The following is a 23,847-nucleotide window of genomic DNA, read 5'->3' as shown; positions in this document are numbered from 1 at the left end:
AATATTCGCCCTAATATTGTGCGCTCAATTAAAACTCAATTTTCGTGTTGAAGATAAATTCACGTCCATAACCTAATGCAACAGGGATTAACGTGTTTGTTGCGTTACCAGAGGTGGATGGATAGTAAGTTTTATTTGTTAAGTTTTTACCGTTAAGTTGGAAAGATACTTTCTTGCCAGAGATTTTGGTATCGTAAGCAATAAAGGCATCATATACCACGGCATGAGGTAATTTGTATGCTTTGGTGTAATCACTGTTATAAGCATGCCAAGAACCTAAATAACGAGCACCTCCACCAACACGAATGTTACCAAAATCAAATTCACCTACGTTATAAGCTAAGAATAGAGAAGCTTGATGTTTCGGTACACCAGAAAGTTGTTGATTTATCGCATCAGGATAAAGCTCATTTTCAAGTGATTTTACCTTGGTGTAGGTATAGTTAGCCGCTACACTTAGGTTATCAGTAACTTGACCATTAAGATCGAATTCCATACCGCGAGAACGTTGTTTACCCACAATATTTAGTTGCGCACTTGAACCCGAACCAACGGCTTCAGCCACATTACGTTTGATGATATTGAATAATGCAAGTGTCGCGTTGAAGCCAGAGTTTTCGTATTTTGCACCAATTTCAAAAGATTTACCTTGTTCTGGTTTTAAATCGCCGCTAACAGGTGTTGCAACACTCATTTGTGGACGGAAAGACTCAGCGTAGTTAGCAAATGTCGCAATATGTGGCGTAAATTTATATACGGCACCTAATTGATACAATAATTTACCATCGTGCTGATCAGTATTGCCGGTTCTTGTTAGATTTTGGCCTTTTTTACAGTTTGCAGCATTTAAACAATGACGTCCCGCAAATTGATCAAAGTACTCATAACGTAAACCACCTGTCATGATAAAGTTATCTGTAAAGTAAGCGGTATCTTGAATATAAACACCAACGGTTTTGAGATGGTTATATTGGTAAGCGTTGCCGTTACCGTTTTTATGTTCAGCAACCGGATTGGTATAATTTGGATGATCGATATTGATATCAGAACTCATGATACCTTGGTTATAAATAGGTCCAATATCACGAATATTACGCATAACATCCACACCGGCTACAAAACGGTTGGCAATATCACCAATACCAAATTCACCGACGATATTTAATGTGCCACTATGAACACGTTGATCGCCTTGTTGTTGCTCAATAGCTCGGCGTACATGACGAGCGCTTAATTCTGGAGAGGTAATCTCGCCCTTTTTATTTTTAATAGCAGGGATCGCAACATCTTTAACATTGATATTTGTAATACGTGCTTGGTTATAGAAATATTTATAACGAGCATAGCTATAACCCGCATTTAATTTCCAACCGTCACTTAATTTGTGTTCGATTTTGAAATCAATGTTATCGGTTTTTGCCGTAGTTTCATTATTTGGTTCATCTAAACGACGTGATACAGGGATATCCGGTAATGCATTCGTTGCTGTTAAAAGATTTGTACCACGATCAAATGGCTCAAGAATATCTTTGTGTTCATAAGAAAGAAGCACTTTAGTTTTATCATTTTCCCAAGAAAGAGATGGTGCGTAAGTGGTATTTTTTACTTTGCCAAAATTACGCCAGTAGTCTTTTTCTTGTTTGTCATAGATAAAGCGGTAAGCAAAACCATTTCCTAAGCCACCAGTGAAATCTAATTGTGTTCCCCATAGGCTATGATTACCTAAAGTTCCTCCGATAACATAGCGTGGTGTTTGTTGTGGTTTTTTAGTAATGATATTAACCACGCCACCTGGATCTTGAATACCATAAAGCACAGATGCAGGCCCTTTTAAAACTTCAACGGTTTCAGTTGTCGCACTAAAGTTTTTAGCTGGGCCAGCTTGTAAACCGTTACGCATAATCGAGTTGTCACGGTTTCCACCAAAACCACGTTTCTGAATAGAGTCAAACATACCGCCTAATGTATTCGCTTGACTCACACCACTGACGTTATAAAGCGCATCAATGAGTGATTCAGGTTTGCGATCTTCTAGTAGTTTGGTCGAAAGAATATTTACCGTGTTTGGCGTGTCGAATACTGGCACTTCAGCTTTTGATACGACAGATGTCCCTGTCGTTTGATAACCATTTTGCTTAATACCCGTATCTTGAACGTTAATTTGCTCAAGCGTCTCGGTGTTTGTATCTACGGCTTGCTCAGTTTCTGCAAACGTAGAAATGGAAAAACTGGTTAAAAGTGCGGTTGAAATGAGGCTTAATTTAAAATTCATAATCGCTATCCCGATAGATAATAAAAGAGGCGCAAGTATAGCGAAAACGTTTTCGTCAATCAATGAAAATTATTTTCATTTGTACGGGTGATTCGTTCAGAAAGTATCCATTCAAATTCAGTAGGGGGATAAAAAGAAAAAATCCCAAGCTAAAAAACTTGGGATTGCAAGATGGTGCGACTAGCTGGACTCGAACCAGTGACCCCCACCATGTCAAGGTGGTGCTCTAACCAACTGAGCTATAGTCGCATAAAAGATGTGGCAGATGATAAACAGTTTTGAGGATGAAAACAAGAGGATTTGTTTTAAGTTAAATTTAGCTGCTAAAAAAATAACCAAAAATTGATTTAAAAAGTCTCAGTAGTTATTTTGATTTTATGCAGGTTTAAGCGTATAATGCGCAGCGTTTTTTATCTCGGATGAGCCGAAATTTAAAAAAGAGCTTTAGTAAATTGTAACCATTTGTGGAGTTTAGATAATGTCTAGAAAATTAAGAAGAACGAAGATTGTATGTACAATGGGTCCAGCAACAGACCGCGATAACAATCTTGAAAAAATTATCGCAGCAGGCGCTAATGTTGTACGTATGAACTTTTCTCACGGTACACCAGATGATCATATTGAGCGTGCAGAGCGTGTTCGTGCGATCGCGAAAAAATTAGGTAAAACCGTGGCAATTTTAGGTGACTTACAAGGTCCTAAAATTCGTGTTTCTACTTTTAAAGACGGCAAAATTTTCTTAAATGTTGGTGATAAATTTATTCTTGATGCGGAATTACCAAAAGGTGAAGGTAATCAAGAAGCCGTTGGTTTAGACTATAAAACACTTCCACAAGATGTTGTGCCTGGCGATATTCTTTTATTAGATGACGGCCGTGTTCAATTAAAAGTACTTTCTACTGAAGGTGCAAAAGTATTTACTGAAGTGACTGTTGGTGGTCCATTATCAAACAATAAAGGGATCAATAAATTAGGTGGTGGCTTATCTGCAGATGCATTAACTGAAAAAGATAAAGCAGATATCATCACTGCAGCTCGTATCGGTGTAGATTACTTAGCGGTATCTTTCCCACGTTCAAGTGCAGACTTAAACTATGCACGTGAGTTAGCAAAACAAGCTGGTTTAGATGCGAAAATCGTTGCTAAAGTTGAACGTGCTGAAACCGTAGTTGATGATGCATCAATGGACGATATCATCCTTGCTTCTGATGTAATCATGGTTGCGCGTGGTGACTTAGGTGTTGAAATCGGTGACCCTGAATTAGTTGGCGTACAGAAAAAATTAATTCGTCGTTCACGTCAATTAAACCGTGCGGTAATCACTGCAACTCAAATGATGGAGTCAATGATCAGCAACCCAATGCCAACTCGTGCAGAAGTAATGGACGTGGCAAATGCGGTATTAGATGGTACTGATGCGGTAATGCTTTCAGCAGAAACTGCAGCAGGTCAATATCCAGCTGAAACTGTAGCGACAATGGCTCGCGTATGTTTAGGTGCAGAAAAAATGCCTAGCATCAATGTTTCTCATCACCGTTTAGATCGTGAGTTCAGAGATATTGAAGAATCTGTAGCAATGTCTGCGATGTATGCAGCGAACCACTTAAGCGGTATTGCAGCAATCATTACATTAAGCCACTCTGGTCGTACACCATTATTAATGTCACGTATTAGCTCAGGTTTACCAATCTTTGCACTTTCTCGTGTTCAAGAAACATTAAACCGTTGCGCATTATACCGTGGTGTAACACCAGTTCATTTTGATGGTGAATCTCGTAGCTCTGCAGGTGCAAAAGCAGCGATTAACCTATTAAAAGAAAAAGGTTATTTAGTTTCAGGTGATCTTGTTTTATTAACACAAGGTGATGAATCAGAAGGTACAACTAACGTTTGTCGTACTTTAACGGTTGAATAATCAACATTCCTGAATGAAAAAGAGCGGTGGATTTTTCCACCGTTTTTTTATGTCTAAAATATTGAAAATATTGACCGCACTTTTTTCTTAAAACCACCTCATATTTGCGGTATCATAAGCACAGTTTTTTAGTTTAAATTGAAATCCTTATGGCATCACAACGACAAATCCAATCTTCCGATCAGAAAACTGAACAAGTTAGTATCCCGCCTCATTCCACTGAAGCTGAACAAGCCGTTCTAGGCGGTATTATGTTGAGTAATCAGCATTGGGATGGTATCGCTGAAAGGGTCATTGCTGAGGATTTTTACACTTTTGCACATAAAGCAATCTTCCAAACGATGGAAGAATTAATGCGTAACCAAACGCCGATTGATTTAATCACCCTTGATCAAGCCCTTAAGGCCAAAGGCATTAGTGATTCTGTAGGCGGTTTTGCTTATCTCGCAGATCTTTCTAATAACACCCCAAATGCTATTAATATTTTGGCTTATGCCGAAATCGTACGTGAGAAAGCGATTTTGCGTGAGCTTATTGCAGTGGGGAATCGTATTGCAGAAAACAGTTATTCCCCAAAAGGCAAAGACATCAAAATGGTGTTGGATGAAGCTGAAAGGGAAGTATTTGCGATCGCTGAAAAACGGAGTTCTTCAACAGAGGGCCCTCAAAACGTGCTCAGTGTGTTGGAAAGCACCATTGCTCGAATTGAAACCTTAGGTAAGCTTGAAAATCATAACGGTGTGACAGGGGTCACAACAGGCTTTGTTGAGTTAGATAAGAAAACAGCCGGTTTACAGCCTTCCGATCTCATCATTGTGGCAGCACGTCCTTCCATGGGTAAAACCACATTTGCAATGAACCTTTGTGAAAATGCGGCCATGGCAAGTGATAAGCCTGTATTGGTATTCAGTTTAGAGATGCCTGCTGAGCAAATTATGATGCGTATGATTGCCTCTCTCGCTCGCGTGGACCAAACCAAAATTCGTACTGGCCAAAACTTGGAAGAGGCGGAATGGAGCAAAATAGCCAGCGTGTTTGGGATGTTTAAGCAAAAAAACAATCTTTATATTGATGATTCATCAGGTTTAACTCCAACAGAATTACGTTCTCGCGCACGTCGTGTGTATCGCGAAAATGGTGGATTGAGCATGATTATGGTGGATTATCTTCAATTAATGCGCGCGCCCGCATTTTCAGATAACCGTACCTTAGAGATCGCCGAGATTTCTCGTTCTTTAAAAGCATTAGCGAAAGAATTAGAAGTCCCGGTTATTGCACTTTCCCAGCTTAACCGTACTTTGGAACAACGTGCAGATAAACGTCCGGTAAACTCAGACTTGCGTGAATCTGGCTCTATTGAGCAGGATGCTGATTTGATTATGTTTATTTATCGTGACGAAGTGTATAACGATAATTCCGAAGATAAAGGGGTGGCTGAAATCATTATTGGTAAACAACGTAACGGTCCGATTGGTCGTGTACGTCTAGCATTTAACGGTCAATTCTCACGCTTTGATAACCTTGCCGAACAGCGTGAATACAGAGATGATTATTAGGCAAGATAGAACGGATTAGAAAAATGAACGTAAAACCGGCAACAGCGAAAATTAGTTCGCTTGCCTTAAAACATAATTTACAAGTTATTAAAGAAAAAGCACCTCACAGCAAAATTATTGCCGTGGTAAAAGCAAACGCATATGGTCATGGCGTGGTATTTGTTTCATCTGCTTTAGAAAGCATGGTAGATTGCTTTGCCGTAGCGCGTTTAGAAGAGGCGTTATCGTTACGCTCTAACGGTATTATCAAACCGATCTTATTGTTAGAAGGCTTTTTTGATGAAAAAGATTTACCCATTATTGCGGTAAATAACATCGAAACGGTGGTACATAACCGTGAACAGCTTGAAGCATTAAAACGAGCTGTAGTACCAAGTCCAATCAAAGTCTGGTTGAAGATTGATACGGGGATGCACCGTTTAGGTGTGTCGCTTGATGAAGTGGACTATTTTTATCAAGAGCTGAAAAAACTCCCTCAAATTCAACCGCACTTAGGTTTTGTTAGTCATTTTAGCCGTGCTGATGAGCTGGATTCCGATTATACGCAAGTTCAGCTTGATCGTTTCCTTCAGGCGACAAAAGATAAAGGTGGAGAAAGAACCATTGCGGCATCGGGCGGGATTCTATTTTGGCCTGAAGCCCATTTAGATTGTATTCGACCAGGGATTATTATGTACGGCATCTCACCAACGGATACTGTCGGTGCTGAATTTGGTTTAATCCCCGTGATGAACTTAACTTCTTCATTGCTTGCGGTGCGTGAACATAAAAAAGGTGAACCTGTTGGCTATGGTGGCATTTGGACCAGTCCGAAAGATACCAAAATTGGTGTTGTCGCTATTGGATACGGTGATGGATATCCGCGTGATGTGCCAGAAGGCACGCCAGTTTATCTAAATGGTCGTATTGTTCCTATTGTCGGTCGCGTCTCAATGGATATGCTAACGGTAGACTTAGGCGCAGATAGCCAAGATAAAGTAGGTGATGAAGTGATTTTATGGGGTAAGGAATTACCAATTGAAACGGTAGCTAAATACAGTGGTATTTTAAGCTATGAATTGATTACAAAATTAACCCCTCGTGTTATAACAGAATATGTCGATTAATTGTTTTTGTAAGAAAGCAAAAATGTAAAGAATTCAATTTTTAAAAGGAAATATTCATGAAAAACATCAACCCAACCAATACACAAGCTTGGAAAGCACTTGAAGCTCATCAATCTCAGCTGGCTAATACCACGATTGCTGATTTGTTCAAACAAGAACAAAATCGTTTTAACGATTATTCTTTAAATTTTGAAAATCAAATCTTAGTGGATTTTTCAAAAAATAAAATTAACCAAGAAACCCTCAAATTGCTTCGTCAATTAGCCAAAGAGTCTGCATTAGATGAAGCGATTAATGCTATGTTTACAGGCGAGAAAATTAATCGCACAGAAAATCGAGCTGTATTACATACCGCACTTCGTAACCGTTCAAATACACCTGTCTATGTAGATGGCAAGGATGTGATGCCGGAAGTGAATGCTGTATTAGCGAAAATGAGCGCGTTCTGTGATCGTGTGATTTCAGGTGAGTGGAAAGGTTATACCGGAAAAGCAATTACTGATGTGGTGAATATCGGTATCGGTGGTTCAGACTTAGGCCCTTACATGGTGACTGAAGCACTTCGTCCTTATAAAAATCACTTGAATATGCACTTCGTTTCAAACGTGGATGGAACCCATATCGCTGAAACGTTGAAAAAAGTGAATCCTGAAACCACACTTTTCTTAGTGGCTTCTAAAACCTTCACCACCCAAGAAACTATGACCAATGCGAATTCTGCACGTGATTGGTTATTGGCGGCAGCGAAAGATAGCAGCGCGGTGGCAAAACACTTTGCCGCACTTTCGACCAATGGTAAAGCGGTAGCAGAATTTGGTATTGATACAAACAATATGTTTGAATTCTGGGATTGGGTTGGTGGCCGTTATTCTTTATGGTCTGCAATCGGTCTTTCAATCGCACTTTCAATTGGCTTTGATAATTTTGAAGCACTCTTAAGTGGTGCGCATGAAATGGATAAACATTTCCGTACTGCACCATTAGAAAAAAATATCCCAGCGACATTAGCGTTAGTAGGCTTATGGAATACCAACTTCCTCGGTGCACAAACTGAGGCAATTTTACCTTATGACCAATATTTACACCGTTTTGCGGCTTATTTCCAACAAGGCAATATGGAATCAAACGGTAAATATGTCGATCGTAATGGCAATGTTATCCGTGATTATCAAACCGGCCCAATTATTTGGGGCGAACCAGGTACAAATGGTCAGCATGCGTTCTATCAATTGATTCACCAAGGTACGATGTTAATTCCTTGTGACTTTATCGCGCCAGCACAAAGTCATAATCCATTAGGTGACCATCACAGCAAATTGTTATCCAACTTCTTTGCACAAACTGAAGCACTTGCTTTCGGTAAAACCAAAGAAGAAGTTGAAGCAGAGTTTGTGAAAGCGGGTAAATCGTTGGATGAGGTAAAAGACATTGTGCCATTTAAAGTCTTTACCGGTAACAAACCGACCAACTCTATTTTAGTGCAAAAAATGACACCATTTGTTCTTGGCGCATTAATTGCAATGTACGAACACAAGATTTTTGCACAAGGTGTGATTTTCAATATCTTTAGTTTTGACCAATGGGGCGTGGAATTAGGTAAACAACTAGCGAACCGAATTCTTCCTGAATTGGCAGACAAAGAGAAGGTTTCAAGCCATGATAGCTCAACCAATGGATTGATTAACCAATTCAAAGCATGGCGATAATATAAAAAAAGTGCGGTCAAAACAGACCGCACTTTTTTATTTTCATTAAACTGATTTGACTTTCCACATACAGCCTACGCTGATAAAAATTAGTGCCACAGCAACATAAAAAACAGAGTTGTAATGCCAAATTTCCGCAATAATACCCGCAATAGGTCCTCCGATAATCCAACTACTTTTCGCTGCATTACTAAATAAGGTGGTGGCAGTACCCATTTTAGTTGGCATTAAGTCTTGGAAATACACCATGCCAATCGTAGCGGTAATACCGATAAAAATCGCATTAAGCATTTGTAATCCGATAAGCTGCCAAGTTTGTTCAGCGAATAATAAACTTGAATAGAAGGCGAGCCCTGAAACTAAAGCAATCATCATCAAGCGTTTTTTACTGAAATATTTGGTGAGATAACCCGCAAATATCATCACAGGAATTTCCAATCCCGCAGCCGTCCCCATTAATGTTCCCGCCAGTTCTTTGTTTAAATGTAATTCATTAATCACAAATAATGGCATATTAATGAGATACATGCTGTTACAGGTCCAAAGTAATAGGTTAGCGATGAACAAGTAAATCACACTTTTTCTTGGTGGCGCATTGTCTAAAACCTCTTGATTTTTAACCGCACTTTGACGAGGAATTTTCGGCAATAATTTGCTGACGCCTGCACATAGTAAAAAGGCAGAACCTGCCACCAAATACATGTAATCAAAGCCCCAGTTTAACGCAATGAAAAAAGAAAGTGGTGGCCCAACAATCCAAGCCAATGAGATTTGAGTTCGCATAATTGTGGTGAACATCACCGCTTCACGGTGACTACTTTCAGCATATTCTCGCGCTAAAGCAAAAGATTGCGGATTAGCGGATGAACCTAGCCCTAATAGCATTGTGCCGATAATAATTAACACATAATAATTTCGGCTATAAGCAAAAATCAGACAGCCAAGCACAGCAATTAAACAGCAAACAATCATCACTTTGCGACGGTCATCTTGCTTATCAGAATATTTTGCGAGAATTTGGCTCAAGATAATGCCAATAATGGCATTGACTGAATAGAACAAGCCCACAAAAAAAGGTGAAACTTGAATCTCTTGAGAGAGATATAAACTCAAGGTCGGTGTTTGAAAGGCAGAGGCAATCCCTGTTAAAAAGGCAATCAATAGAAAATTGAACGCCACAATATTGGATGGCGTTGCGTTTTGTTTTTGAACAAACATAGTCATTAATTTTAATAAAAGAACATAGTTGGAAATAAAAGTGCGGTTAATTTTAACCGCACTTTCATGTTTTATTTTGTTGCGTTAGAACGTTTATCTAATTCAGATTTGATCTTAGCCATATTTTCTTGCGTGAAGAAATTATCAATATTTTTCCAAACAGAATGATAGCCGTAAGGGCCTTGTTGCATTTCACGTTTGGCTTCATTGAGATCCCAATTTTGATAAATCACTCGGTAGCTTGCAACAATTAAGCCAGTTCTGTCAGCGCCATGATAACAATGCACTAAAACCGCACCATTTTTTTGGTGTTGTTTGATTTGCCACAGAATATCAGCCACTTCATCTGGACTGATTGACCAAGTAAGTAATGGGGTATTAATCAAGTTGATCTTAGTATGACCAAATGCTTGTTTATCATCATTACGGTCAAAAAAGCGTAAATTCACAATCGTGTGAATATTCAACTTATTTAATAATGTTTCAGATTGCGGCTCTAATTGCTCACTACGGTAAAATTTATTATCAATCTGATATAAATTTTCCTGTTCGCTGATTAGCGTTGCCCAATGTTCTGTATTTTTTGGCGGTTCATTTGGTGTTGTCGTACAGGCGACTAATGAAAAAGCCGTTAAAGCAAAAAGAACATTTTTGCTCATTTTGTATAAATTGAAATGAGTTTGTTTCATAAAAACCTTTTAAATATATTGAATAGCCGGTAAATAACCGATCATTAAATCTAACGGACGATTGCTGGTTATTGTATTCTCTCTGTTCTCAATGAAAAATCTTGATGTCATCGCTTTTTCACCGTGATTCAAGAAAATTTCAATAATTGAGCGATCAAAGAAGATTTCAACGGTCTGCAAATTTTCAAATTCGCAGAAACGTTTCGTATCGAATTTCTCCATTAATTCCGTTTGTTCGCTTTGACTGCGATCTAAGCAGATCAAGCCATTTTCATAAGATAGGCGCAGTGATTGTCCTTTTTCATTTTGGAAGAAGATTAAGTCAAAGGCTTGGTTATTTGCCTCAAATTTTACATAAGCACGATCTAAATTAGCAATATCCGCTTTTTCATCAAGATGAAGCGCAGAAAGTGCGGTCAGATTTTTGTATATTTTATCAATCGGGCGTTGATAAATTTTCGAACCTTCTAAACGCAATTCTCTTGGTAAAGTTAAAGATGAATGCCATTTAAATTTATCTGTTGGGTAAGTTAAATCTGGCAAACCAATCCAACCGAAAAGCACGGCATGAGTTTGGTTATCTAAGCCTGCAAATGTTTGTGGTGCGTAGAAATCAAAGCCCTGATCTAATTCGCTAATATATTCTGCTTCAAAGGTTAAATCTGTTAATTTCCCCACAGCATAAGTCGCATGATAATTATTTTGGAATTGATGTGCTTCCTGATCTTTACCTTGTGGCGACCAAATAAACACATCTTTATCACCGAGCTTCAATAGGTCAGGGCATTCCCACATAAACACGTTTTTATTGTCAAAAGCGGGTAAAGAAAGCTCACCTAATAAACGAGGCGTATCTTCAAGATTGTCCATTTCAAAAATAATGGCTGTCCCTGTGAGGTTTTCTCGCTGTGCACCACAGATAAAACGGATTTTCCCGTCTTCAGTAAAATACGGTTTAGGATCACGAACATGCTCTGTATAACCTTCAGGCGCATTTTCAATTAACGGACGTTTGCTAAGCAATTTCCCATTAAGATCAAAAATCGCTAAATTTTGATAAGGCACGCGTTGATTATCACTTGGTCGACGAGTATTGCCGGTATAGAACATGGCCAATTTGTCACCAACTTTTAAAGCGCCACCAGAATAACAGCCGTGAGACTCAAAAAGCTCGCAAGGAATCAGATCATCTGCTGATTGATAATGTTGGAAGTCTTTTGTGATTAAATGCTTCCAATGTTTCATCCCGTGAATTGCATCGAATGGAAACCATTGGTAGAACAGATGATACTTTTCACCATCAAAAATCAGACCATTCGGATCATTCATCAAGCCAGTTGGTGGGGCAATATGAAAGTGCGGTCGGAAATCCTTGTCTTTTTGCACAGTTTGAGCAATTTCCGCAAGTTCGCCTTTTTCTGCGGCTAAAATACTTTTGTATTTGCCATTATTGAAAATAATCATAATTTAATCTTATTTTGGTAAGGTATTTTTTAAGCAATCATAGCGTTGATTCATTGCTTCAGCCCATGTTTTTAATGATTTGATGGTTTCATGTTGTGACGCATGAGTCCAAGCATCGCGAAATAATAGAAAATCAATTGCACACACGGCATTCAATGTGCCGATATTTAATTCTTCACCAAAACTATCAATGGCTTTTTTTAGTTCAATTAAGCTTCGCTCAGTGCGGTCAAAAATTTGCTGATGACGTTCAAGCCACCATTGCTCTTGTGGACGAAGGCATTTTTCAGGTGCTACGGATATTTCATTCTCTAAAATACCATCGGCTAAATAATGTAAACGGAGAATTTCCCAACGTATCTCGTTGTTTCCATAAAGTGAAGGTTGCGTACCAATGTGATCGAGATATTCAGCAATGAGTGAACTGTTATAAAGCCATTCACCATTTTCTCGTTGTAATGCCGGTAAACGACCAAGAGGATTGTCTAAGTTATGTGGTGAGTTCTTATCTAAGCCACTGCTTGCGAGGAGTAATTCAACATGATCTTGCAATTGATGATATTGCACTACAGCACGGGCTTTTCTAGCATAAGGGCTAGAGTTCGAATACCAAAGTTTCATAAATACGTCCTAAATTATTTTCATAAATAAAAGGTGCAGCTATTTGCACCTTTGCACGCTAATTCGCTAAAAATGCGGCTAATTGTGTTTGATTTGGCAGAGCAGACATCGCCCCTTTTGCTGTCGTAGCAAGGGCGCCACAAGCATTGGCTTGACGGATAATTTGCACAAGCACCTCATTTTCTTTCCAGTTTGGATGCTGTGAAAGTCCAGCAAGCAGACCACCAACGAAGGCATCGCCAGCACCCGTTGTATCAACAGGTTGTAAGGCTTTTCCAGAAATCACATCTTTCTTACCTTCTAAGTGATAAAGTGCACCATCTTTACCCAAGGTCACGATAATCAATTTTTCAGGATAAAGTGCGGTCACTTTTTCAAAGGCTTTTTCAAGGCTATCAGTATTAGTCAAAAGCGTTAATTCTTCTTCAGAGAATTTCAATACGTCAGCTAATGCAACTGCTTCCATTACCACGGTTTTCATTTCTTCTAGGCTAGACCAAAGTGATTCACGTAAATTAGGGTCAAAAGAGAAGAAACCGCCAGCGGCTTTAACACGACGAATGGCTTCGAAAGTCGCTTCGCGTGATGGATTATTAATCAGCGCGATAGAGCAGCAATGCAGCCATTCACCTTGTTGGAATGGGGGTAAATCGCTAGCTTGTAAAAACTGATCCGCACTAGGGTTTACCATAAAGGTAAAGCTACGTTCGCCATTATCTAAGCCGACGATAACTGTAGAGGTGCGATGTTGCGGATCTAAAATCATATGTTGTGTATTCACATTTTCCGCATTTAAGGTATCTTGCATAAATTGGCCAAGCGGATCATTACCTACACGACCAATAAAGGCACTCGGGCTGCCTAAGCGTGCGACACCAACAGCCACATTTGCAGGGGCGCCACCGGCACAGCGTAAATAATGATTTTCACCGTCAGGAATAAGATCGACAACCGCATCACCGGTTACCCAGATTTTTTGGCTCATTTAATTTTCCTTCTATTGTGGATATCAGTTAAAAAATAACCGCACTTAAAAAGAGCGGTCATTTTCATAGGTGTTTTATGCGATGGTTACGCGTGCGAATTTACGCTTACCGACTTGGTAAACATTCGTGCCTTTTGGCGCGTTGGCTTTCATGTCTTCGACTTTTTCACCATTAATTTTCACACCACCTTGTTTCGCTGAGCGAATTGCTTCAGAAGTAGAAGGAACCAATCCTGCTTCTTTTAATAAGGTTGCTAAACCAATTTCGCCTTCAAAGGTGAATTCAGGCATTTCATCTGGCATTGCACCTTTTTGGAAACGGTTAATAAATTCTTGCTCAGCCGCCTCTGCAGCTGCTTCATCATGGAAACGTGCGATGATTTCTTTGGCTAATAAAATCTTCACATCACGTGGGTTTTTACCATTTTCCACTTCTGCTTTTAATTCCGCAATTTCAGTGAGTGGGCGGAAAGAAAGTAAGTTGTACCAATCCCACATTAATTCATCAGAGATCGACATGATTTTACCGAACATATCGCTTGGTGCATCTGTCACGCCGATGTAGTTACCTAATGATTTAGACATTTTCTTCTCACCGTCTAAACCAACAAGTAATGGAAGCGTAATTGCTACTTGAGGTTTTTGACCGGCTGATTTTTGTAATTCACGACCAACAAGTAAGTTGAATTTTTGGTCAGTACCACCAAGTTCCACGTCTGCTTCTAATGCAACAGAGTCATAACCTTGTAATAAAGGATAAATAAATTCGTGAATTGCGATAGGTTGATTGTTACCAAAACGTTTTTTGAAGTCATCACGTTCTAGCATACGCGCTACGGTGTAGTTACTTGCTAAACGGATCATCCCTTCAGTACCCAATTTACCCAACCATTCAGAGTTGAATACGATTTTCGTTTTTTGTGGGTCTAGAATTTTGTAAATCTGTTCTTTATAGGTTTCCGCATTGCGAAGCACATCTTCGCGGCTAAGCGGTGGGCGAGTGGTATTTTTACCAGATGGGTCACCGACCATACCCGTGAAATCACCGATTAAGAAATAGACTTCGTGGCCTAATTGTTGGAATTGACGAAGTTTGTTTAATACCACGGTATGCCCTAAGTGAATATCCGGAGCAGTTGGGTCTGCACCAAGTTTAATTTTAAGTGGGCGATTTTCTTTTAGTTTTTCGATTAAATCTGCTTCAGAAAGAATCTCATCAGTACCGCGTTTTAGTTCTGCGAGAACGGTATTAATATCAGTCATTCTATTTCCTAATGTTATTTCAATATTAAAGGCTACATTATAGAGATTATTCGACAAATTTGAATGCCTTGTTGTAAATTAAATGGAAAAAGGCCGCATAAATATGACTATTCTGCGGCCTTGTTTATCTTGATGTATTAACTTTTACAAGAGTTACCTTTTTTCTGAATCTTGCCAAAATCATTATGTGCATCAGGTTTACTCATATTATTAGGGGCGCCTTTTTGTACTGGATATTTTGAATCCATTTGCCAAGCATTCCAACCACCATCATAGACATAAGTATTTTTCCATCCCATCATATTGGTCATAAACCAAGGTACACTAGCACGCCAGCCCGTACCGCAATAAAATGCAAGGTGATCATCTTTATTAATACCTTGTTGTTTCCAAAGTTCGACGATTTCTAACGGATTACGCAATGTATGATCGGGGTCGTAGTAATCGGCTAGATTTGATGAATCTGTACCCGCAAATCCCCATATTGCACCATAGGGTTCACCTTTTACGGGAATGTAATCATAACCACTTATTTTTCCGGTGTATTCATCCCATGAACGATTACTGATTAGCTTCAAGCCATTTTCCTTTTGCGCTTTAATGACATCATCAGGCATTGAAAGGTTGATTTCAGGATGTTGAGGAATGGTTGTGCCGAAACTTGCGACTGGAGTAGGAATATTTACTTGAGTTTCAGTAGGTAAATTCGCATCGACCCAACCGGTTAAACCACCGTTTAGGAAACGGACATCTTCTACACCCGCCCATTTTAACGCCCATAATACTCGTAAAGCAGCAAGTTGATTTTCTGAATACAGTACAATCGTTTTGTCTTTAGCAATGCCGTTTTTAATTAAGTTTTGTTCAATAACGTTTGGTGTAGATAAATTCCAAACAGGATCGTTTTCAATCCAATCCGTATTAAAATGGTACGCCCCAACAATATGTTGAGTGTAGGATTTAGCTTTTTCCAGATCCCCCCAAGATACTTCAAATACCATGAGCTTATCGTTTGTGTAAGTTTCTGGTTTTTCTCCATGAATGACTGCATTCAGCCATTGAGGTGATACGCTTAATTGATAGTTTGGAAATGACTCAAGCGGGTAGTCGGCATTGGCATAATTAATAAAGTCTTTAAAGACTTTTACCTTATAACCTTTAGCAGCAAATTCAGTGCTGATACGTTGTAAATCATCCAAATTGCTGTCATAGAAAACAATTGTTTTATCTTTACTAATTCCTTTGTCTTTAGCAAAGCTTTCAAATTTATCATCAGCAATATAATCTAACCATGCTGTCGTAAATTGAATCGCACCTTTAATATGTCCACCTTTGGTGGCGTTTTGATCTTTAAATCCGTTGTACAGACTGTCGTGACGAGTATCTACAATCAAATAAGTGGGGTTATCGATATTTTTGAGAAGTTCTTCCGTGCTAATTTCGGTGACTTTATTTTGTTCACAAGCCGTTAATAAGGCTAGTCCTCCAAGCAATAAAGCAACTTTGTTTTTTTTCATCATATCCTCCTTGAATATTAAATTCGACATTGTGTTGTTTTAAAAATAAAGGTGCTGAGCCAAACCCCAATAAGTATCATCCCTGTAGCGGTCCATCCTTGGGCAGAAAAATAAGCGGTAGCAACTAATGAATTTGTCACTGTGCAACCGCCAGCCAAACTAGCACCGATACCCATTACCACTCCACCTAGTAAACGGCGGAATAGCATATCTGGTGGTGGAAGAGTTAATTTGAAATCAGCACAAACTTTAGCACTGACAAAGGAACCTATGATAATACCTATAACAAATAAGCTTCCCCAGTTTAGATAGCGCTGTTGACCCGTCACAATATATTGAATGACATTGGCTGTAGGTACAGCAATACCATAACCATAATTACGTCCGGTTTGTGCACTTAAATACCATGCTAGCACCCCAAGCATGCCTATCAATGCTGCACCAGTGAATGGAGATAAGTATTTGAAACGTTTATTAGGATCTTGGAATTGATAGCGAGGATGCTGTATTTGATATATAAGCAGTAGTACCGTAATAAGGCATAAGGAGATGACTAGCCACCATGGGTTTATTTGCAGTTTTTGGTAGAAGTTATCGGTTACCATATTTTGTTGAAGTAACGGCGCAAGCCAATGTTTTAGTATGCCACTTTGTGCAGAAGCCACAGTTAGTGCAAAACTAAACAATGCCAGCCAAGCACCTACAATGCCTTCACCACTACGAAACCATGTGCCACTACCACAACAACCGGCAGATGCCATACCGAAGCCAAAGAGAAGTCCACCCAATACAGTCGCAGATAGAGAAAATTCCCCATTGGGCAACTCAATAAGCTCATAATGTTGTAGTGTGAAAAATCCTATGGATTGAATAGATATTGCAATACAAAGTGCGGTGGGGAATCGGAAGTTTTTTTGCGTAAAAATATTCCGAAAGCCAGAAACAAAGCAGAATTGAGAACGTTGTAATAGAATGCCAAAGAGCACTCCGATGATAAGACCACTTAACATAGATTAAACCTTAATACATATGATAATGGCAATGATTAGAGCACAAAATTGTATCAAATAAAATATCTGAAGCTATTTTTTATACATATTTTTGATTTAGATAAAAAAAAACGCCTATTTGTGGGGAAATAGGCGTGAAGTTGGAGTGATTATCTGTTTGTTTTTGGAATGGTTAGATGATAACTATTCTCAAATACATTGTCAACAACAAAATGCAAATAATTCTCAATTATTTTTTTAATCGATGTAAGGTACACTTTCTGTGAGAGAAAGTGCGGTCGGAATGCCATCTGAAATTTCAAATTTTCCCGCATAAGCATAAGCTTCAACGCCCTGAGATTTGGCGTCTTTTAAAAGGCGATCATATTCAGGATCTACAAACTCAGCGATTTTAAAACGATCGAAGCCATCATGTAATCCAGCAAAGAGAACAACCGCGCGATGTCCTTGTTTTTTCATGGCTAAAAGCTCACGAACATGTTTTTGTCCACGGGTAGTAACGGCATCGGGAAACATTCCTAATGTACCTTTTACGAAGGTGATTGATTTCACTTCAACATAACAATCTGGCAAGCCTTCACCTTTAAGCAAGAAGTCGATACGGCTATTTTCTTCACCATATTTCACTTCAGGATAAATTTCATCGTACACAGAGAGTTCTTTAATTTGTTTATTTTGCAAGGCTTCAAAGACTAACTGGTTGGATCTGTGCGTGTTAATACAAACAAGTTGGCCATTTGCTAATTGTGTTAATTCCCAACTATGTGGATATTTGCGCGTTTGGCTATCAGAATGAGAGTACCAAACGGTATCACCTTTTTCACCACAGCCAGTCATTGCACCAGTGTTTGCACAATGAATGGTGATCACTTCGCCATTTGGTAATTCAATATCAGTCAAAAAGCGTTTATAGCGACGAATTAATTTTGCGAATTGTAGAGTAGGGAGTTGCATAGCGTATTCCTTGTTAAAAGAAAGTGCGGTCGAATTTTATGACGAAATTGACCGCACTTTGTTCTTATGAATGTTTAGTAAATATTAAACAATTATTCAATGGCATATTCAATAGTGACGACTAAGCGTGCTTTTTTCTCAATGGTGCTTGTGTCGTAGCTACCAGTATAATCGCTAGAGTCATCCGCATCGGGATTTGGTGCTTGAATGTAGAATGGCCCTTGTGAAGCGGATTTTAACACGCCAACTTTTACGTTACTGGTTTTCGCGAACTCTTCAGCGCGAACATGTGCATCTTGTGTGGCTTTTGAAATTAATTCACGTTTTATTTGTTCAAGGTTTTCTAAGTAGTAATTTGGATCACCAAAACTAATGTCTTGGTTGTTGGCAACCAATTGATGAATATTAGTGAGAGCTTTCTGTAACTTCGTCAATTCTTTAGTTGAAATTCGGATTGATCTTGATGCATCAAAGCCATTTTCTCTACTTTTGGTTTCACCTTTTTCATTTTCGTAATAGTCAGTATGAGTAGATACATCTAATTCGGTGATTTCTCGATTTTCATCAGCGAAACCTTGTGCTTTAAGGAAACGAACGGCTTCATTTAAGTTTTTCTGATTCGCTGCCATTGCATCATTATAAGTTTGCCCCCAACCGCTTACACGAATAACCCATGTACCTTGTGTTGAGGTGTAGTGACTTTCTGCCAAGCCTTTAACTGAAATAGAGCCGGTCTGGCGTAAATTTTTAAATTGATTACCTAAGATAAACGCTGATGCCATCAATCCAACTGCAAGAATGATGCCAAAAATAGCGAGATAAGATTTTTTGCTGTTCATATAATGTCCATGATGTGGAATAAAAGAGTGCTTATTATAATGTAATTCAACTTATTGAGTAAGTTAATTTATTCACTATAACGCATATAAAAAATAACTTTAAAAGTTGACCGCACTTTTACCTTCCTAAATTTAAACATCAAAATAAATTCTTGATTTACCATTGACTTTTTTAGCTGTAGCCCTTACTTTACGAAGTGATGTTTCACCAATTTTATTCTTTGTAAAATAAGGAGCTTTTATGCAATCTCGCATTGTGGTTAATTCACAGGAAGAATCACTACTTAGCACACATAAAGTGCTACGTAATACCTATTTCTTATTGGGATTAACGATGGCATTTTCGGCAGTTGTTGCTTATATTTCTATGAGCTTGAACTTGCCTTATCCAAACCTTATCGTATTGCTCGTAGGCTTTTACGGTTTACTTTTTGTGACAAACCGTTTAGCAAATAGTGCGTGGGGGATTTTGGCTGCATTCGCGTTTACAGGGTTTATGGGTTATACCATTGGGCCAATTTTAAATATGTATGTGGCGAGAGGAATGGAAGATTTGATTATGCTTGCTTTCGCAGGTACCGCTATCGTCTTCTTTGCATGTTCAGCTTATGTGCTAACAACGAAGAAAGATATGTCTTTCCTTTCTACCGCGATTTTCTCATTATTTATCGTGTTATTGTTAGGAATTGTGGCAAGTTTCTTCTTCCAAATTCCAGCATTAGCGGTAGGGATCAGTGCATTGTTTGTGGTGTTCTCAACAATGACAATCCTTTATGAAACCAGCAATATTATTCACGGTGGCGAAACAAACTATATTCGTGCAACAGTGAGTATTTATGTGTCAATTTACAACTTATTCATTAGCTTATTAAGATTACTTTCTATCTTCTCAAGCGATGATTAGTCAGTATTAAATTTAAAGACGCTCCTTATTAGGGGCGTTTTTTGTTTTGAACTAATTTTCTGAAGAGAAGTCTTAGCATACAGGTTCGCTAGTTGAACCTATTGATAATAAAATAGGAGTTTTTATGAAATCTTTAAAATCACTTTTAACATTAACATCACTCGCATTAGCGGTATCAGGTTCTGCATTAGCAACGAATACTTCCGTATTGCCAACAAAAGAAGATGTTGTAAGCAATTCAAAATCAATGGTTGAAAGCACAAAAGCTGATATGAAAAATGCAGCAAATGATAAGCTTAAATCAATGACAGATAGTGCAAGTTCAACAAAATCAACTGCATTAGATAAAGTAAAAGAGGCTAAAGAAAAAGCGACATCTGTAAAAGATGCAATGAAAGATAAAGCAACTTCTGCAAAAGATGCGGTAAAAGAGAAAGCATCAGCTTTAAAAGAAAAAGCGACTGAGAGTAATCAACCCTCAATTAAAGATAAAGCTACTGAAAAATTAAATTCAGTCAAAGAGAGTGCAAAAGAGAAAGCGTCTGATGCAAAAACAAAAGCAGCAGATAAAGTAAAAGAAGTGAAAGAAAAAGCAGCTTCTACAAAAGATGCAGCCAAAGAGAAAGTCGCTTCTTCTGCAAAAGTGAACGTCAATAAAGCGGATGCTGAAACCTTACAAAAACTTTCTGGTATCGGTGAGAAAAAAGCACAAGCTATCATTGATTACCGTAACAAAGTGGGTAAAATCAAAAACGCTGCCGAACTTTCAAATATTGATGGTATCGGTGAAGCCACAATTGAGAAAATCACACCATTCTTAAGTTTCTAAGAAAGCATAGATAAAACAGACCGCACTTTATGTGCGGTTTTTTTATTGAAGTAGATCACAAAATTGTAACAAAGTGTGATTTGGAGGATTATTTCTTTTTTTATCCTATGTATAATGTGCGGACAACATCATGTAATACAAGGGGTAGATATGCAGCATTATAATGCCTTTGATGAATGGTTGGCTTCAACTGCTTTAGGTGGGGCAAATCAATCGTATATTGAAGAGTTATACGAAAGTTATTTAGAAGATCCATTTTCAGTCGATGAAAGCTGGCGAGCCACATTTGATGCATTGCCAAAAACAACCGCCGCAGAGCAACCACATTCACCAGTGCGTGATTATTTCCGTCGTTTAGCAAGAGAAAATACAACAGAAGCCGTGACGGTTATCGATCCAGAAGCCAGTGCGAAATTAGTCAAAGTTCTCCAATTTATCAATGCTTATCGTTTCCGTGGCCATTTAGAAGCGAAACTAGACCCAATCAATTATTATCGTTGGAAAGTCTCCAGCGTACCTGAGTTGGATTACCGTTATCACGGTTTTACCGAGCAGGATCTCAATGAAACCTTCAATATTAATCACTACGTTTATCATCGCGATAACATCAAATTAGGTGATTTAGCTAAAATGCTGAAAGAGACCTATTGTGGCTCAATTGGTCTTGAGTTTATGCATGTTCAAGATATGGAGCAGAAAAGTTGGCTACAAAGCAAATTAGAAAGCCAATTAAATAAACCGCTCTTTACTAAAGAAGAAAAAATTAATTTATTAAGTGAATTGACAGCTGCAGATGGCTTAGAACGCTATCTTGGGGCGAAATTCCCGGGTGCAAAACGTTTCTCTTTAGAGGGAAGTGATGCCTTTATTCCATTGATGAAAGAAATTATTCGCCATGCGAGCAAACAAGGTGTACAAGATGTCATGTTTGGTATGGCACACCGTGGCCGTTTAAATATGTTAGTGAATGTGCTCGGTAAGAAACCCGAAGATCTTTTCGATGAGTTTGCGGGTAAACATTCAGGCGAGCGTACAGGTGACGTGAAATACCACCAAGGTTTCTCTTCTGACTTCGCGGTCGGTGATCGTCGCGTGCATTTAACCCTTGCATTTAACCCTTCACACTTAGAAATTGTCAGCCCAGTAGTGATTGGTGCGGTACGTTCTCGTCAAACCAAAAAGAATGATACAGAACGTACTCAAGTATTAGCCGTTACGGTTCATGGGGATTCCGCGGTAGCGGGACAAGGTGTTGTACAAGAAACCTTGAATATGTCTAATGCACGTGGTTATACCGTTGGTGGCACAATCCGTATCGTGATCAATAACCAAATTGGTTTTACTACCTCGAATCCGAATGACACGCGTTCAACAGAATATTGTACTGATATCGCGAAAATGATTCAGGCACCGATTATTCATGTAAACGGTGATGATCCTGAAGCGGTCGCTTTTGCCGCGAGAATGGCGGTGGAATATCGCAATCTATTCAAACGCGATATTTTCATTGATCTGATTTCTTATCGTCGTCATGGTCATAATGAGGCTGATGAGCCATTAGCCACTCAACCAATGATGTATAGCATCATCAAAAAACATCCAACGCCACGCAAAGTCTATGCTGATCGTTTAATTGCTGAAGGGGTAATTACCGAAGAAGAAACCATTGAAATGATGAATCTCTATCGTGATGCCTTAGATAATGGCGATCGCGTAGTGAAAGAATGGCGAGAAATGGATACTGCCCAAATGGACTGGTTGCAATATCTCAACTATGACTGGACATCCCCTTACGAAAGTAAATTCCCACAAGAACGTTTCCAAACTTTAGCGGAGCGTGTTAGTGAATATCCAGAAACCTTACGTGCACATCCTCGTGTAGAAAAAATCTATGCTGATCGCCGTGAAATGGCAAAAGGCGAGAAATTGTTCGATTGGGGTATGGCGGAAACTATGGCATACGCAACCTTATTAGATGAAGGCGCTAATGTTCGTTTATCGGGTGAAGATGCAGGACGTGGTACGTTCTTCCACCGCCATGCAGTTGTGCATAACCAAAATGACGGGACAGGCTATGTGCCATTAACACATTTACATGCTAACCAAGGTCGTTTTGAGGTGTGGGATTCTGTATTATCTGAAGAAGCTGTACTAGCCTTTGAATATGGTTATGCTACAACAGATCCAAAAACATTAACCATTTGGGAAGCACAATTTGGTGACTTCGCAAACGGCGCACAAATCGTGATTGACCAATTTATTAGTTCTGGCGAACAAAAATGGGGCAGAATGTGTGGTTTAGTCATGTTATTACCACATGGCTATGAAGGCCAAGGTCCAGAGCACTCATCCGCTCGTTTAGAACGTTATTTACAACTTTGTGCAGAACAGAATATGCAAGTGTGTATTCCATCTACACCAGCACAGGTTTATCACATGTTACGTCGCCAAGCGATCCGTAAAATGCGTCGTCCATTAATTGGTATTTCACCAAAATCTTTATTACGTCATCCACTTGCCGTCTCAAGTATGGATGAATTAGTAAATGGCACATTCCAAACCGTAATTGGTGAAATTGATGATATCGATCCAAAACAAGTTAAACGTGTGGTTCTATGCTCTGGTAAAGTGTATTACGATCTCTTAGAAAAACGCCGTGCGAATAACCAAACAGATGTGGCGATTATTCGTATTGAACAGCTTTATCCGTATCCACATGAAGATGTGAAGAAAGCGTTAGAGCCTTATGCCCATGTGACGGATTTTGTGTGGTGTCAAGAAGAGCCATTAAACCAAGGTGCTTGGTATTGCAGTAAGCATAACTTTGACAGCTCAATTCCTGAGCATGTGAAGTTAAAATACGCAGGTCGTCCAGCCTCAGCTTCACCAGCGGTAGGTTATATGTCTTTACACACCAAACAGCAAAAACAATTGGTAGAAGATGCACTGACACTGTAAAAGTGCGGTCAAAATTTGAGTAATTTTTAAAGAAAGAATAA

Annotated in this window: 18 protein-coding genes and 1 tRNA gene; 7 read left to right on the top strand and 12 right to left on the bottom strand. The window is 38.9% G+C overall.

Annotated elements, in window-relative coordinates:
- Positions 1-28 precede the first annotated feature (28 nt).
- Both HMPREF3279_RS02320 and HMPREF3279_RS02315 read right to left on the bottom strand, forming a co-directional pair.
- Positions 29-2,272: a TonB-dependent siderophore receptor gene (locus tag HMPREF3279_RS02320; RefSeq protein WP_070867948.1), complete on the bottom strand. Its 2,244-nt coding sequence runs from the start codon at positions 2,270-2,272 to the stop codon at positions 29-31.
- Between the two features lie 172 nt (positions 2,273-2,444).
- Positions 2,445-2,521 (bottom strand) — tRNA-Val (locus tag HMPREF3279_RS02315).
- A 229-nt stretch (positions 2,522-2,750) separates the two neighbouring features.
- Here HMPREF3279_RS02315 and pyk point away from each other — a divergent pair.
- The 4 genes from pyk to pgi all read left to right on the top strand — a co-directional run bounded on the left by pyk (position 2,751) and on the right by pgi (position 8,555).
- Positions 2,751-4,187 carry a pyruvate kinase gene (gene pyk / locus HMPREF3279_RS02310; RefSeq protein WP_070867947.1) on the top strand — a complete coding sequence of 479 codons (1,437 nt, stop codon included), beginning with the start codon at positions 2,751-2,753 and terminating at the stop codon, positions 4,185-4,187.
- A 149-nt stretch (positions 4,188-4,336) separates the two neighbouring features.
- The gene (locus tag HMPREF3279_RS02305) at positions 4,337-5,743 is read left to right on the top strand and encodes a replicative DNA helicase (RefSeq protein WP_005695940.1); all 1,407 of its coding nucleotides are present in this window, start codon (positions 4,337-4,339) and stop codon (positions 5,741-5,743) included.
- Between the two features lie 23 nt (positions 5,744-5,766).
- Positions 5,767-6,849, top strand: a complete 1,083-nt coding sequence (alr, locus tag HMPREF3279_RS02300; protein ID WP_049380934.1) for an alanine racemase — start codon at positions 5,767-5,769, stop codon at positions 6,847-6,849.
- Between the two features lie 56 nt (positions 6,850-6,905).
- On the top strand, positions 6,906-8,555 hold the full coding sequence (gene pgi / locus HMPREF3279_RS02295; RefSeq protein ID WP_070867946.1) for a glucose-6-phosphate isomerase: 1,650 nt from the start codon (positions 6,906-6,908) through the stop codon (positions 8,553-8,555).
- A 45-nt stretch (positions 8,556-8,600) separates the two neighbouring features.
- On the opposite strand, the gene HMPREF3279_RS02290 is transcribed toward pgi, so the two are convergent.
- The 10 genes from HMPREF3279_RS02290 to HMPREF3279_RS02245 all read right to left on the bottom strand — a co-directional run bounded on the left by HMPREF3279_RS02290 (position 8,601) and on the right by HMPREF3279_RS02245 (position 19,115).
- On the bottom strand, positions 8,601-9,773 hold the full coding sequence (locus tag HMPREF3279_RS02290; RefSeq protein ID WP_143422658.1) for an MFS transporter: 1,173 nt from the start codon (positions 9,771-9,773) through the stop codon (positions 8,601-8,603).
- 71 nt (positions 9,774-9,844) lie between these two features.
- A complete protein-coding gene (locus HMPREF3279_RS02285) occupies positions 9,845-10,462 on the bottom strand; it encodes a dual specificity protein phosphatase family protein (RefSeq protein ID WP_070867944.1) in 618 nt (205 codons plus the stop codon).
- 9 nt (positions 10,463-10,471) lie between these two features.
- Entirely contained in the window at positions 10,472-11,926 is a 1,455-nt protein-coding gene (locus HMPREF3279_RS02280) for a glycoside hydrolase family 32 protein (RefSeq protein WP_070867943.1), read from the bottom strand.
- Between the two features lie 9 nt (positions 11,927-11,935).
- Positions 11,936-12,547 (bottom strand): glutathione S-transferase N-terminal domain-containing protein, encoded by a 612-nt coding sequence (locus HMPREF3279_RS02275; protein WP_070867942.1) that lies wholly within the window; start codon positions 12,545-12,547, stop codon positions 11,936-11,938.
- Between the two features lie 58 nt (positions 12,548-12,605).
- Positions 12,606-13,532: an aminoimidazole riboside kinase gene (locus HMPREF3279_RS02270; RefSeq protein WP_070867941.1), complete on the bottom strand. Its 927-nt coding sequence runs from the start codon at positions 13,530-13,532 to the stop codon at positions 12,606-12,608.
- Between the two features lie 75 nt (positions 13,533-13,607).
- Complete coding sequence (gene tyrS, locus HMPREF3279_RS02265) at positions 13,608-14,795, bottom strand: tyrosine--tRNA ligase (RefSeq protein ID WP_070867940.1); 1,188 nt, start codon at positions 14,793-14,795, stop codon at positions 13,608-13,610.
- Positions 14,796-14,932: 137 nt separating this feature from the next.
- Complete coding sequence (locus tag HMPREF3279_RS02260) at positions 14,933-16,312, bottom strand: rhodanese-like domain-containing protein (protein ID WP_070867939.1); 1,380 nt, start codon at positions 16,310-16,312, stop codon at positions 14,933-14,935.
- A gap of 17 nt (positions 16,313-16,329) precedes the next feature.
- A complete protein-coding gene (locus HMPREF3279_RS02255) occupies positions 16,330-17,298 on the bottom strand; it encodes a YeeE/YedE family protein (protein ID WP_306806855.1) in 969 nt (322 codons plus the stop codon).
- Positions 17,299-17,559: 261 nt separating this feature from the next.
- On the bottom strand, positions 17,560-18,276 hold the full coding sequence (sfsA, locus tag HMPREF3279_RS02250) for a DNA/RNA nuclease SfsA (protein WP_070867937.1): 717 nt from the start codon (positions 18,274-18,276) through the stop codon (positions 17,560-17,562).
- Positions 18,277-18,368: 92 nt separating this feature from the next.
- Positions 18,369-19,115, bottom strand: a complete 747-nt coding sequence (locus HMPREF3279_RS02245) for an SIMPL domain-containing protein (RefSeq protein WP_070867936.1) — start codon at positions 19,113-19,115, stop codon at positions 18,369-18,371.
- 241 nt (positions 19,116-19,356) lie between these two features.
- On the opposite strand from HMPREF3279_RS02245, the gene HMPREF3279_RS02240 reads away from it, so the two are divergent.
- The 3 genes from HMPREF3279_RS02240 (at position 19,357) to sucA (ending at position 23,806) form a co-directional block, all read left to right on the top strand.
- A complete protein-coding gene (locus HMPREF3279_RS02240; RefSeq protein WP_005699490.1) occupies positions 19,357-20,019 on the top strand; it encodes a Bax inhibitor-1/YccA family protein in 663 nt (220 codons plus the stop codon).
- 124 nt (positions 20,020-20,143) lie between these two features.
- Positions 20,144-20,848, top strand: a complete 705-nt coding sequence (locus tag HMPREF3279_RS02235; RefSeq protein WP_070867935.1) for a helix-hairpin-helix domain-containing protein — start codon at positions 20,144-20,146, stop codon at positions 20,846-20,848.
- A gap of 150 nt (positions 20,849-20,998) precedes the next feature.
- Positions 20,999-23,806 (top strand): 2-oxoglutarate dehydrogenase E1 component, encoded by a 2,808-nt coding sequence (gene sucA, locus HMPREF3279_RS02230; protein ID WP_070867934.1) that lies wholly within the window; start codon positions 20,999-21,001, stop codon positions 23,804-23,806.
- The last annotated feature ends 41 nt before the right edge of the window (positions 23,807-23,847 follow it).

Origin of the sequence: Haemophilus sp. HMSC71H05, from assembly GCF_001838635.1 — a bacterium.
GTDB classification, from domain to species: domain Bacteria; phylum Pseudomonadota; class Gammaproteobacteria; order Enterobacterales; family Pasteurellaceae; genus Haemophilus_D; species Haemophilus_D parainfluenzae_R.
This window is presented reverse-complemented; position numbering and strand designations above follow the sequence as displayed.